The organism is Thermococcus aggregans (assembly GCF_024022995.1).
In the GTDB taxonomy this organism is placed as follows: Archaea; Methanobacteriota_B; Thermococci; order Thermococcales; family Thermococcaceae; genus Thermococcus_A; species Thermococcus_A aggregans.
Genome location: NZ_CP099582.1, coordinates 857,986 through 870,848, shown reverse-complemented (window position 1 = coordinate 870,848; position 12,863 = coordinate 857,986). Strand labels below are relative to the sequence as shown.

The following is a 12,863-nucleotide window of genomic DNA, read 5'->3' as shown; positions in this document are numbered from 1 at the left end:
AATGAAAAAGACGGCTTTTCTCGTAGTTTTTCTATTTTTGCTTTCAAGCTTTCCTTACACAAACGCTCAGCCGTGGATAACGGTGTTTGAGGGGAGAGTGAAAATCGGAGAAACTCTGATTGTGGGGGAGTATCAGATAAAGGTGACCTTGGAAAAGAGGGAAATGAAGCCATACGCTATAATCTACGAAAATGATGAAATCAGGAAAATTGCAAGGCAAGGAAATTTCACCGAAGTTGGCAGCATAAGGCTTATTCTTGGAAGCTATGATGTCGAAAATGGAGATATTTTTGTAGCTCTACAGTATAAACCCCCTTTAATGAAAGAGTTCAGCCCTAAAGAAGGGGCTTCTTTTGAAATTGCTGGATACTCTCTGGAGGTAATTGAAGCGAGTGATGAAAGCGTGCTGCTGAACATAAACGGAGAGGAAATAGAGGTAAAGACGAATTCCACTAGGATATATGGTAATCTTGCGTTAGAATACGTTAGAGGAATTTTGAAGGTTTATCATGCTGATACGGAGGTAAGGAAGGAAGCGAGAAAAGATTATGAGGTGTATTGTCCGTTTACGGGGTTGAAAGTAAAAGCTGGTGAGCAGATTCAAATTCCCGTAGAGGTTAAGAACAACGGTAATGAAGGTTTGAAGCTGCAGTTGAGGGTCATCTCAAAGCCCGCGGGATGGGAAGTTAAAATCCTTGATGAAGGCGGGAGGTATGAGATCAACGAGATTTTCTTAGCCCCTAGGGACTCTGTGACTCTAGACCTTCTTATGGAGGTTCCAGAAGATGTTAGTGGGACAAAGAGCGTTCGCTTTGCGGTTGGTGAAGAGGTCGAAGAGATAAGTCTCAACGTGGTTAAAGAGGATAGTATTGACGTGATTATTCCGCTCCTTACCATAGAAAGTGAAGCTGGCCAAAAAGTTGCTTTTCCGATAACCCTTAGGGGAGAAGGTACTGTAGAGGTGAGTGTAAAAGAGAAGCCCATGGATTGGAATGCATACTTCATTATGAACAATCAGAGGGTTAGGTCATTTTTCTTAGAGGGAGAGGAACAAGTCGTCCTTTTTGTGGAAGTTCCGAGGAGTGCTGAGCTTGGCGAACATCAGGTAAGGTTCTCAATAAATGGAATAGAAAAGAGCATAAGCGTTTTTGTTTACAAAACTCACAAAGGAGAACCCGCAAAACTGCACGTAAACGTTAAGGATGAAGAGGGTGGCTTTTTACAAAAAGCGAAGATTCACATTGGAAATAAAACCTTCTTCACTGACAGCTATGGAAAAGCTACAATAGAGCTTAAGCCCGGCATATATACAGCTACTGTAGAAAAAGAAGGCTATGAAAAAGCTGAGAAAGATATCACGCTTGAAGATGGGGAAGAAAAGACTCTCGAGATAACTCTAACGAAGCTTCCTTATTATTTTGAGCTTGAGGGAAGCGGCGATACAGTAGCCGTCAACACTGGATCGGTAGGGGTCTATAAGCTAAATGTAAAGAATTTAGGAAAAAATGAGGACACGTACCGGCTTTCTCTTTTAGACATTCCAAAGGAATGGTCAGCTGAATTTTACTATGCGGAAAGTCCCGTGAGAAGTATAAAACTCAATTCAGGGGAATCAAAGGAGGTTGCTCTAAAATTAATCCCACCTTTCAACGCCCAGCCGGGGGAATATAACCTAACGATTGCCGTCAAAAGCTCTTCCGGGCTGCAGAAAAAGATAGGCCTCGTAGTAAAGCTTATCGGGGAATACAGATTCGAGATGTATCCCGAAACCCCTGCCCTGAGCGTTAAGGCAGGTAAAGAAGGAGTCACTTATGTCTCTCTTGAAAACGCTGGAACCGCTTCAATAACGAACATAAAATTTGAAATAAGCGCTCCCAAAGGGTGGGACGTTAAAGTTGCCCCCCAAGTGATTCCAGAACTCAAATCGCCCTATTCTGGGGAAGGCAACATGGCAACACAACCAAGGGAAATAAGAGAACGTCTGGCCATTACGATAAAAGTCCCAGAAACAGCCCCTGCTGGAACGTATCAAATAACCATTACTGGAAAAGGAGACCAAGCGCAAGTTAGTACTCAAATTGCTGTTAGGGTAACACAGAGCTCAAGCTCTGCTTACATTGGAATACTAATCCTAATCGCGGCATTTGGGGGACTTATCTTAATGATGAGGCGCATAGGAAGGAGGTAGCGTTATGAAGGAGTTGAACATAGCATTCAAGGAGTTCTACGTGGCAGTGAGGAGCAAGCGTTTCGTAGGCCTTCTTATCTTTTACATCCTCTTAATATTCCTTATCAGCCACGCTTCAAAAGACCAGATGATAAATCAAGCTGGCAGGATAAGCGTTGAGAGTCTGGAGGTGTATGGTGTTAGGGGCGAAGTTGCGATGACCCCAGTCTCAATGTCCATAACCACAAACCTAATGGTGCTCACGGTTTTTGGGGCACTCATTGGCGCAATTCTGGGGGCTGATTCCCTAAATCGAGAGATAGAAGAGGGGACGATAAAAGTGCTCCTGAGCCATCCAGTTTATAGGGATCAAGTGATAAACGGCAAATTTATCGGAAACGGATTTGCATTAGTGGTAGTGGTTTTTATTGGCTATACCTTCTCGATAGGATACCTCCTCATAATTGGAGTTCCCATAGATGGTGCTTCGATAGTAAGAGCCCTTTTGGCGTCAATTTACACGCTTATTTACATGCTTACCTTCTTAAGTCTTGGAATTCTCCTCTCCACGCTTTTAAAGAAGGCAGAAACTGCAATGTTCCTCGCGGTAATCCTAACCGTATTTTTTACAATAGCATATCCAGTTATCGTTAACGAGGCAGCATATAAAATGGCTGGTGACATGCCCTATTGCTCGCTAAGAGTGAAACCAGTTCAAACACCCCAAGGGCTTCAGCAAATTGGAGTTGATGACTTTTCATGCCCAGCGGCGGAAGAGTGGAAATACAAACTGGAGATATGGAAAAGAAGGCTCTACTTTATAACTCCAGCTCACCATTATACACAACTAATAATGGGGGCTTTTGCGGGCGAGAGACTTGCTCGGAATTATTTGCCCTTAAGCGAATCCCTACCATTGACTATAAACAGCCTTGCCATGATGATTGTACAGCTTTTACTGCCTTTTAGCATAGCCTACATGAAGTTCATGACAAGCGACTTAAAATAAATAGAAGAGATTGAGAATGTGAGGACCAAATTCAACCTTTTGCAACTCCGATAGGCCTCATCCTTGCTACTAGGGTCGCTATTCCCGCTTCATGCACAACGTTAACAACGTTGTCGACGTTCTTGTAAGCTCCTGGAGCTTCCTCTGCTACAACTCTCATGCTTGCTGCCCTGATGTAGATTCCCTTCTGCATGAGCTCGTTTCTAAGTTTGTCTCCTCTAAACCGTCTCGTTGCTGCATGTCTGCTCAAAACTCTTCCAGCACCGTGGCATGTGCTACCAAAGGTTTCTTTCATCGACCCCTCAGCGCCAGCAAGCACGTAGCTTGCCGTACCCATCGAACCGGGAATGAGAACTGGTTGGCCAACATCGCGGTAGGCTCTGGGCACTGCTTCATGTCCTGCTGGGAATGCCCTTGTGGCACCTTTTCTGTGTACTACAACCGTGACTTTCTTTCCATCAACCTCGTGCTCTTCAACTTTGGCTATGTTGTGGGCAACGTCGTAAATAACGCTCATCTCCAAGTCCTCGGCTTTTTGTCTGAAGACCTCTTCAAAGCTTTCCCTTACCCAATGAGTAATCATCTGCCTGTTGGCCCATGCGAAGTTTGCTGCAGCTTTCATTGCACTGAAGTATCTTTGACCTTCTTCCGTTTGGAATGGAACGCTTACGAGTTCTCTGTCAGGCCATGGTACGTTGTATTTTCTGTTAGCTTTTTCCATAATCCTCAAGTAGTCGCTTGCCACCTGGTGCCCAAGGCCTCTCGAACCTGTATGCACCATAACCACAACTTGTCCTTCGAATAGGCCATATACCTTGGCAATTTGCTCATTAAAGATTTTATCAACCACCTGTACCTCCAAGAAGTGGTTTCCACTTCCTAAAGATCCCAATTGTGGAGCCCCTCTTTGCTTTGCTTTTTGGCTTACTGCATCTGGATTCGCACCTTCCATTCTCCCGTTTTCTTCTAAGTGCTCTAAATCTTCTTTCCAGCCGTAGCCGTTGTCAACAGCCCATTTGGCACCATCTGCCAAGACGTCATCAAGCTGAGTCCAGTGGAGCCTAATCCTTCCTTTGCTTCCAAGTCCACTTGGAACGTTCTTGAAGAGAGTGTCCACGAGCTGTTTGATTTTTGGTCTAACTTCATTCTCCGTTAAGTTTGTGCGGATAAGGCGGACACCACAGTTGTGGACAACTACCCCATTGGCTATGAAATTGTGGGCACTGTGGTAAACGCCGATGTCGTAGAACCTTTCATAGCTCGGTTTAACTCTCTCGATCCTGATGACACGCTCGGCGACAAAGCCACCTTCATAGCCATTTTTCCTTGCGAACTCCTCAAAGGTCGGGAAGTCCTTCGGAACGCGCGGTTCTCTGTTCCCTTCGTAAATGGTCCTTTCGACGAAACGTTTGTTTACAATATCTTTGACGGCCTTGTGTCCCTTTGTCACGCTTCCCGTCTCCATGTAAACTTCTCTTGCGGTCTTGGCGGCTTTCTTCCTCGCTTCCTTAACGCACTCCTTGAACTTCAGGTAAGCGTAGGCGATTAAGCCTTTGCTTTTCTTCTCAATGTCGTACTCGTAGTTTATTCTTCCGAGGAAGTTCTTGATGCTCTCCTCCCCGACTAGGGCGAGCCTGTAGGTAACGCCCTTCTTTGACTTCACCCTGTAAACCGTCGTCTTAATACCAAACTCCGCCAGGAGTTCCGCTATCTCGTCCATGAAAGCTTTGAGGTTCTCCTCAAGTTCCTCAGCTTTTGATTGAGTGAGGTTTATCGGCAGTGGGGTGTTACCTTTGAACTCTACGATGCTTCCGTCCGCCGCGAAGAGTCCTGCAAGGAAGTTCCGCTTCACCCAGAGTGGAGCCCTTTTGACCCACTCTGGGACGCCGTATGCCTTCTCAGCCTTTCTGCCCCTCGGCATCCCGAGCTTCTCCATGAGCAGGGCGAAGCTCCTTGAGGTGACCCTCAGCTCTGCCGAGACGCTTCTGCCCTCGTACTCACCGCTCACCGTTTCAATGCGGTAGTCTCTCTCTCGCACGTAGAGGTTGGAGTTTACGCCTAGCCTTTCAAGGTCTTTCTTGAGCTCCCTCAGCGTTTTCTCCTTTCCGTAGAAGCTCAGGTAGAGCCTGCCGTCCATCTCACCGAGGTGGCCGTCGCCGAAAGCAAAGCCGAGGATTCTCGCGAGGGTTCCTATCCTCGGGTCTTCCCAGCGGAGGGGCAAGAGCTTTCTTTCCTTCAGGAACTTCACTACCTGCTCGTCTTCGCCCTCAAAGTCCTCCTCGCTCAGGAGAACGCCCCTTCTCTCCTCGAACTCGACGCCCTCGAAGGGATAGACCAGAACCTCGTCGCCCTCTCGAATGTTGCCGAGGTAGACGTAGCCCTGCGGAGTTAAAACAGGATGGTCCTCGCTACCCTCGATGACCCTCCCAGATTCGGTGATGATTCTGACCGCGAGCTCGTTCTCCTCTACTTCTCTCTCGGCAACGAAGGCCACTTCGGAGAAATCGTTGTGTCCCTCATCAATGTCGTAGACCCTAACACCTTGGAGCTTGAACTTCTCGGGCATTTCCTCGACTCTAACCCAGTATCCGTGCTCCGTGAGGAGTTTTGAGCCAGGGGCAAGGCAGTTCACGTCATATCCGACGCCTCCGGGGCTTATGACACCTTCTTTCACGTCAAAAGCCGCTACGCCGCCAATTGGGAAACCATAACCTTGGTGACCATCAGGCATGACAATAGAATACTTATAGATTCCTGGCAGCATGGCAACATTGGCTGCCTGCTCCAAGGTTCTATCTTCTCTCATTTTTTGGATTAGCACATCATCTGCATAAACTCTTCCTGGGACTCTCATTCTCTTATCGAACTTTGGGATTTCCCACCTAATTTTGTCTATTCTTTTTAATGGGATTTGCATCCCCTCACCCCCATAACCTAAATATTTTTCAAAATTTTAAAAGATTGCGTTATTCGAGGCTTATTCTCCTTTCTTTTGGCACATAATTTTTGATAATACCGTCTTTTGCTTTTCCGCAGCCAAGGTAGTAGAGTCCCCATTTTAGTATTACCCATCCTCTCGCTTCAGTTGGGATGTTCAGGTCTTCTCCGCTTAGCCAACGTTTTGCTTCTTCTTCACAAACTTCAACAACATTTTTCGTAGCTTTTGGGCCGACCAAGAAGCTTCCTTCTATTGTTAATCTTATTCCATCACTTTCAATTTTTCCAAAATAGACCCCTCTATCTGTGCGAGTTTTTGGGTCAAATTCACATGGCTTATAGGCATAAACTCTTCTGCTTCTTTTTACCTCAAAAATTAAATCTTCTGGGGCGTAGCCGTACTGCCCTAACAGCATTTCTTTAACTTTTTTGCTCATGGCTTCCTTATCTTCGCTACAAAGAATGCTTCCGTGTTGTTGTCCTGTGGATGAATGCGAAGACACTTTCTCACCTCCTCGGAGTACTTCCTTCCTTCAAACTCCAAAACAGGTGGCGTTGACTTTAGAGGCAGCTTGATTTTCCCCAGTTTGGCGTCGGTTTTGGTTAGGAGATAGTCAACGACTTCTTCGTTTTCGAGGGGGTCTATGGTACAGGTGGAATATACCAAAGTCCCACCGGGCTTTAGGGCTTTGTAGGCGGCGATTATCAACTTTTTCTGAATGTTGGAATACCGTATAACTTTCTTCATGCTCCAGTCCCTTAGGAATTTGAAGCTCTTTCTTATCATTCCCACACTTGAGCAGGGTGCATCGAGAAGTATTTTGTCGAATGTATTTTCGAATCGTGAAAAGTACGTGCCATCTTTGACGGTAACCTCTGTGTTAAGCACTCCAAATCGGTTTAGGTTTGCTATTAAAATATTAGCCCGCCATCTTTTTAAATCATTCGCTATTATGCACCCTTCATTCTCCATATACTGTGCTATTTGGGTTGTTTTAGCTCCTGGAGCAGCTGCCATGTCGAGGACAAGTTCTCCCGGTTTGGGTTCCAAAACCACAGGCGGTATCATCGATGAGGCTTCTTGGGGGAAAACCAACCCAAGGGCGTATTCTATCATCTCCCCAAAGTCCCTTGTATTGATAAAGAAGCCTTCCTTTACCCAAGGGATTGGTTCGAGCTCATACCTCTCCTCTAATCTTGCCTTGACGTATTCTAAGGGAGCTTTTAAAGTGTTGATTCTTATGCTCTGCCTTAAAGGTGCCATCATGAACTCCCAGAACTCTTTTCCGTCGTCCAGTCTTTGGTATCTCTCGTAGAATGCCTTGTTTATCTTGGAGACCTCTTCCATTTAACCACCTCAGATATCCGGAACAAGCTGTGCCATCCATTCTCCATTGGGGAGCTGTTTTATCTCCATTTCATGGTAGGTTATAGCTTTGACTTCCTCTTTTGGTTCGTGTTTTTCGCTTAGTTTCTCTCCGTAGGCCTTTGCTTTCAACTTGTATCCCTTATCGGTTTTCTCTATCTTGACGTCAAAGTCTACAAATACGAGCCCTTCTGTGTCATGAAGAATTAGGAGTTCTTCAAGGAAGTTGTAAAGTAAAGAATATAGGTCTTCTCCCTCGACCTCGATTTCTCTCACTTCTTTCTTTTCCACTTTTCTTACGTCAACCATCACATCAAAAAGTGCTATTGCAACAGCTTCAAAAGCCTCTTCAAGAGTATCACCGTACCCTCTTATCCCAATATCCGCAGTGTGTTCAAAGTGCTCCCACCTCTTCATTCTCTCACCCGATAGGTTAATATTCTTCCAAGTTTATTAGGCTTTAGGGGATTTGCCATGAGAGAGATAACACCAAAGAAGATTATGGAAATGAAAGGAAAGGAAAAAATCACAATGGTCACTGCATATGATTATCCATCAGCTCTTCTGGCAGATAAAGCTAAGATCGACATTATTTTTGTTGGAGATTCTCTTGGTATGGTAGTTTATGGTGAACAAAACACTCTCAACGTAACAATGGAACAGATGGTATATCACACGAGGGCAGTTGCAAAGGCCGTTAAAAGGGGGCTCGTTCTGGCTGACATGCCATTTATGAGTTATGAAGTAACCGTAGAAGAGGGTATGAGAAACGCTGCTCGGTTGATTCAGGCTGGTGCTAATGCAGTGAAAATTGAAGGAGGCTATGACCACAGGAAGCTCGTTAAAAAGCTCGTTAGAGCAGGAATACCTGTCATGGGACATACTGGCTTGACTCCTCAAAGATACCTTCGCTTGGGTGGATACCGCATAGTAGGGGAGACCGAGGAAGAGATAGAAGAGATACTTAGGGACGCAAAGGCATTGGAAAAGGCGGGAGCCTTTGCAATCGTTTTGGAGTTTGTTCTGGCGGATGTTGCTAAGTTGGTAACTGAGGAAGTCAAAATACCAACAATAGGGATTGGTTCCGGCCCTCATGTAGACGGTCAGGTTTTGGTGTGGCACGACCTTCTCGGAATTTATGAGCATGTACCGCCCTTTGTAAAGAAATATGCGAATTTAAGGAGCATAATTCAGCAGGCGCTTGAGGTCTATAGGAGTGAAGTCAAAGAGGGCAAATTCCCAGGCAGGGAACATTATTGGGAGTTCCTCGATAAGGAAGAGTTTGAAAAGAAGAGAAGAAAAGTTATAGAGCGTCTATTGGGAGAGGAGGTTAGTGAAGAAGAGCTTTAAAGTCCGTGGAGAACTTTTCACTCTCGAAGTGCCCGGAGGTTATGCAGACAAAATTGAAACTGGGTCAGGATTCCTTGACTGCTCCCTTGGTACAAATCCATTTGGAACCTCCGAAAAGGTAAAAGAAAAGCTGAAAAACTTGGATATAGATCTCTCTGCATATCCGGATGTGAGATATAGTCATCTCAGAAATGCTCTCGCCGATTACTGGGACATAGATAAGGAGAGCATTTTCTTCGGCGCTGGAAGCATTGGATGCTTTGAAAAGGTGAACAAGTTTGTTATAACTCAAGGCTACAAAGTTCTGGGAGTTTCTCCGCAATATACAAGGTATATAAGCGATGTACTTGCTATGGGAGGGTTTTATGAAGCGGTCCCCCTACAAAAAGAAAACAGATTTAAAATTGATGTTGGTGAAGTCGTAAATGCTCTTAATTCGGATTATTCTCTTTTTTACCTTGATAATCCCCACAATCCCACTGGACAGGCGTTAAGGCTCAGAGAAGTTGAGGAAATTGTTCAAGAGGCCGAGAGAAAAGAGGTCTTGGTTCTGGTAGATGAAGCCTATGGGGGCTTTATTGAAAAAGAAGAGTCAGCGATAAACCTTGATTACGACAATCTGATAGTTATACGCTCTTTTTCGAAGGGCTTTGGATTGGCATCCATGAGGGTAGGCTACGCCGTTATAAAAGACCAGGATCTCAGAGAGCTTTATAGAAAGGTTGATTTGCCATTTCCAATAAGCAAGATTGGAGAGATCTTGGCGGTTGAAGCACTTAACGATGAAAAATTTCTAAATGAAAGCAGAAAACGGATAGCTCTCATAAAAAAGAAAATTATCAATGCTCTTAAGAAAGAATTTCAAATAGCCGAAACTCACATGCAGACTCCAATAATGCTTCTGTGGGGCTCCGGGGATACTTATCACTATTTCCTTCAAAAGAAAATATTGACTGTGAGAGGCTCAGTCTTCAAACCTTTGGACGATTCTTACGTGCGCCTTAGGGTTCCAGAAAAGGCAGAGGAGCTATTGAGCAGGCTCTTTTAATTCGCTTTTAATTCTGCTGACCATGAAGGTTCCAAGAGTTATGAGAATGAACCCTGCGAGATGATAAAGGGTAAACTTCTCCCCCATGAGAATTGCAATCCCTATAGCAACAGCCGGTGCAGGAGTTATTATAGCTGTTGCCTTTGAGAGGTTTATTCGCTTTATTGCGAGGTACCATATCACTTGGCCAAAGGAGAGTATTATGCCCTCGGCTATGGCAATCTTTGAGAACTCAAGTCCGAATGGAAGTGCAAGCAAAAAGAGCAGGAAGCCCCCAAAGGTATTTCTAAAAGCTGCTATAAGAAACGGGCTGTATGGAAGTTTTTTTGCTATCACATGCCCGCTCTGCCAGAATAGAGGAACTAGTAAGAGAAGGAAATCTCCTTTCCTCGGAATTATTGTTCTTCCCTGCGTTATTACCAGAAATAACCCAGTAAGGATTGAGAATGACCAGAAGAGTTGCTCTTTGGTTATCTTCTCCTTCAGGAAAATATACGCGAGGACAAATGAGAAGAGAACTTCCGCTCTTGTTATGAGAGAGGCGTTTATTGCGGTGCTTAGTTGAGCCCCATAGGAGTAGGATATATAAGCCAGTGCAGTGCCAAATACCCCTACTAAAAACGCCTTTGGGATGTATTGGGGATTTTCTTTTGCTTCTCTCCAGCTGGAGGTGAGTAAAACGATTGGCCAGAGTATTAAAGATGCTATGAGTGCAGAAAACGCCGCAAAGCTCATTGGATTTGCAGGGTTTGCCTTAATTACCACCGGTTCCAGTCCGTAAAGAAGCATACCAAGAAGGGCTAAAAGGGTCCCTTCAGTCTCTTTGTTCATCCCATCCACCCAGAAGTATAAGGTTTCTCTTGTACAACTCGAGAATAAATGTTATGAGCCTTTCGTAGAGAGGTTCAACACTTTCTCCAAATTTCTCCTTTAGTTTTTTCCCTATTTGTTCTATTGTTCTTGTGCCGTCACAAAGTTCCCATACAAAGACACTTATCTCGTCGAGTTCTATCCTTCTGTAATCTTCATGAAGCTTTCTTGCTAGAAAGTCCAGTTTGGATTTCATGGGGATTAAGAGATAGTATTTGCCTTCAATTTTCTTTAATTCAATTTCATCATTTCTCTTGGGGATAAGCTTGAGGTAGTCCTCCATTGCTTTATTCACCAAAGGAGATGAGAAGAAGAAGTTTATAAGGGTGTTGGCGCCGGGGCAGGGATTTGAACCCTGGCGGGCTTGACGCCCACGGGCTCTCCAGGCCCGCGCCTTCCCAGGCTAGGCTACCCCGGCGCTAAAAATAATGAGAGTCATGAGATGAGCTCAATTTCGATTGTCACATCTTCAGGAACGCGAATTCTCATGATTTGTCTCATGGCCCTCTCATCGGCTTCGATGTCTATGAGCCTCTTGTGAACTCTAAGTTCAAATCTATCAAAAGTTGCACTTCCCTCTCCATCTGGGCTCTTCCTTGTTGTTATCCTTATCCTCTTAGTTGGAAGTGGGATTGGGCCGCTCATTCTGACTCCTGTTCTCTCTGCAATTTGCTTGATCTGGTCTGTAACATCATTAAGAGCACTTATGTTTGTGCTCGCGAGCTTAATTCTTGCTTTTTGCATTCTTGCCACCTCTTTATGCTCTGGCGGAAATAAAGTAATAATTTAAAGGGAAAATACTAAAGAAGGGTCTTCACTCGCCCTTCTGGATGGATATAACCATACCTGCTGCGACTGTTTGACCCATGTCTCTGATAGCGAATCTACCGAGCTGTGGTATCTCCTTGACTGGCTCGATGACCATTGGCTTGGTTGGTCTGAGGACAACGATAGCTGAGTCACCGGTCTTGATGAATTGTGGGTTCTCTTCAACGATGTTACCTGTTCTTGGGTCGAGCTTGGCTAAGAGTTGCTCGAATCTAACTGCAACCTGTGTGGTGTGAGCGTGGAGGACTGGTGTGTAACCAATTGTAATAGCTGTTGGGTGGTTGAGAACGATGATCTGGGCCTTGAAGGTGTCCTTTGGTCTGACGACTGTTGGTGGGTTGGTTGTGTGTCCAGCAACGTCACCTCTCTTTATGTCGTTCTTGCTAACACCTCTGACGTTGAAACCAATGTTGTCACCTGGGAGAGCTTCCTCAAGTGGCTCGTGGTGCATCTCAATGCTCTTAACTTCACCTTGTATTGGCTTGTGGAAGATTGTTGATGCTGGCTCGAAGATGACTACGTCTCCAACCCTAAGTCTTCCGGTTTCAACTCTACCGACTGGGACTGTACCGACACCCTTAATTGAGTAAACATCCTGGATTGGGATTCTGAGTGGCTTGTCAACTGGCTTCTCTGGCTCTGGGATCTGGTCAAGAGCCTCGAAGAGTGTTGGGCCGTTGTACCAGGGCATCTTGTCGCTCTTCTTAACTACGTTGTCGCCTTCCCAAGCGCTGATTGGGATGATTGGGAAGTTCTTGTAGCCGAGCATCTTGAGAAGCTTCTCGACTTGAGCCGCAACTTCCTTGAATCTCTTCTCGTCGTAGTTGACCATGTCCATCTTGTTAATTGCAACGATTATGTGGTTGATACCGAGTGTTCTTGCAAGGAATGCGTGCTCCTTTGTCTGTGGCATGACACCGTCTGTGGCGGCGACGACGAGAACTGCAGCGTCAGCCTGGCTGGCACCTGTAATCATGTTCTTAACGAAGTCTCTGTGACCTGGAGCGTCGATAATGGTAATGTACCTGTGTGGAGTCTCGAACTTGGTGTGGGCAACGTCAATTGTAATACCTCTTTCTCTCTCTTCCTTGAGTCTGTCCATGACCCAAGCGAACTTGAATGACTTACCCTTTTCACCCATTTCCTCGAACTTCTTGATGATCTGCTCTGGGATGTTTTGGGTGTCGAAGAGCAATCTACCGATTGTTGTACTCTTTCCGTGGTCTACGTGTCCGATAAACACTATATTAACGTGTGGCTTCTCCTTTGCCATCTTAACACACCTCCA

At 45.2% G+C, this 12,863-nt stretch carries 12 protein-coding genes and 1 tRNA gene; 4 read left to right on the top strand and 9 right to left on the bottom strand.

All coding sequences use genetic code 11. The annotated features are described in order from the left end of the window. The first annotated feature begins 1 nt into the window (after nucleotide 1). Both NF865_RS04955 and NF865_RS04950 read left to right on the top strand, forming a co-directional pair. A complete protein-coding gene (locus tag NF865_RS04955) occupies nucleotides 2–2,188 on the top strand; it encodes a COG1470 family protein (RefSeq protein ID WP_253305456.1) in 2,187 nt (728 codons plus the stop codon). A gap of 4 nt (nucleotides 2,189–2,192) precedes the next feature. Next, on the top strand, nucleotides 2,193–3,176 hold the full coding sequence (locus NF865_RS04950; RefSeq protein ID WP_253305455.1) for an ABC transporter permease: 984 nt from the start codon (nucleotides 2,193–2,195) through the stop codon (nucleotides 3,174–3,176). A 31-nt stretch (nucleotides 3,177–3,207) separates the two neighbouring features. Here the strand turns inward: NF865_RS04950 and NF865_RS04945 are convergent, their stop codons facing one another. The 4 genes from NF865_RS04945 to NF865_RS04930 are packed head-to-tail and all read right to left on the bottom strand — an operon-like array spanning nucleotide 3,208 to nucleotide 7,896. Continuing rightward, nucleotides 3,208–6,093 carry an intein-containing RtcB family protein gene (locus NF865_RS04945; RefSeq protein WP_253305454.1) on the bottom strand — a complete coding sequence of 962 codons (2,886 nt, stop codon included), beginning with the start codon at nucleotides 6,091–6,093 and terminating at the stop codon, nucleotides 3,208–3,210. Between the two features lie 49 nt (nucleotides 6,094–6,142). After that, complete coding sequence (locus NF865_RS04940; RefSeq protein ID WP_253305453.1) at nucleotides 6,143–6,550, bottom strand: methyltransferase RsmF C-terminal domain-like protein; 408 nt, start codon at nucleotides 6,548–6,550, stop codon at nucleotides 6,143–6,145. Then, nucleotides 6,547–7,461, bottom strand: coding sequence for a tRNA (cytosine(49)-C(5))-methyltransferase (locus NF865_RS04935; RefSeq protein ID WP_253305452.1), 915 nt, complete (start codon nucleotides 7,459–7,461; stop codon nucleotides 6,547–6,549). The genes NF865_RS04940 and NF865_RS04935 overlap by 4 nt, the downstream gene beginning before the upstream one ends. Before the next feature lie 9 nt (nucleotides 7,462–7,470). After that, nucleotides 7,471–7,896: an archease gene (locus tag NF865_RS04930; RefSeq protein ID WP_253305451.1), complete on the bottom strand. Its 426-nt coding sequence runs from the start codon at nucleotides 7,894–7,896 to the stop codon at nucleotides 7,471–7,473. A gap of 57 nt (nucleotides 7,897–7,953) precedes the next feature. Between NF865_RS04930 and panB the strand changes: the two genes are divergently transcribed. Together panB and NF865_RS04920 are read left to right on the top strand one after the other, a co-directional pair. Next, the gene (gene panB, locus NF865_RS04925) at nucleotides 7,954–8,829 is read left to right on the top strand and encodes a 3-methyl-2-oxobutanoate hydroxymethyltransferase (protein WP_253305450.1); all 876 of its coding nucleotides are present in this window, start codon (nucleotides 7,954–7,956) and stop codon (nucleotides 8,827–8,829) included. Next, on the top strand, nucleotides 8,813–9,877 hold the full coding sequence (locus NF865_RS04920) for a pyridoxal phosphate-dependent aminotransferase (protein ID WP_253305449.1): 1,065 nt from the start codon (nucleotides 8,813–8,815) through the stop codon (nucleotides 9,875–9,877). Before panB ends, NF865_RS04920 begins: the two co-directional genes overlap by 17 nt. Here the strand turns inward: NF865_RS04920 and NF865_RS04915 are convergent. The 5 genes from NF865_RS04915 to tuf form a co-directional block, all read right to left on the bottom strand. Continuing rightward, a complete protein-coding gene (locus NF865_RS04915; protein WP_253305448.1) occupies nucleotides 9,857–10,708 on the bottom strand; it encodes a DMT family transporter in 852 nt (283 codons plus the stop codon). The two genes, NF865_RS04920 and NF865_RS04915, sit on opposite strands and share 21 nt — an antisense overlap. Continuing rightward, the gene (locus NF865_RS04910; protein WP_253305557.1) at nucleotides 10,692–11,030 is read right to left on the bottom strand and encodes a PqqD family protein; all 339 of its coding nucleotides are present in this window, start codon (nucleotides 11,028–11,030) and stop codon (nucleotides 10,692–10,694) included. The genes NF865_RS04915 and NF865_RS04910 overlap by 17 nt, the downstream gene beginning before the upstream one ends. A gap of 47 nt (nucleotides 11,031–11,077) precedes the next feature. Continuing rightward, nucleotides 11,078–11,165: transfer RNA gene (locus NF865_RS04905), tRNA-Ser, on the bottom strand. Between the two features lie 17 nt (nucleotides 11,166–11,182). Further along, complete coding sequence (gene rpsJ / locus NF865_RS04900; protein ID WP_253305447.1) at nucleotides 11,183–11,491, bottom strand: 30S ribosomal protein S10; 309 nt, start codon at nucleotides 11,489–11,491, stop codon at nucleotides 11,183–11,185. Between the two features lie 70 nt (nucleotides 11,492–11,561). Then, on the bottom strand, nucleotides 11,562–12,848 hold the full coding sequence (gene tuf / locus NF865_RS04895) for a translation elongation factor EF-1 subunit alpha (protein ID WP_253305446.1): 1,287 nt from the start codon (nucleotides 12,846–12,848) through the stop codon (nucleotides 11,562–11,564). Nucleotides 12,849–12,863 lie beyond the last annotated feature (15 nt).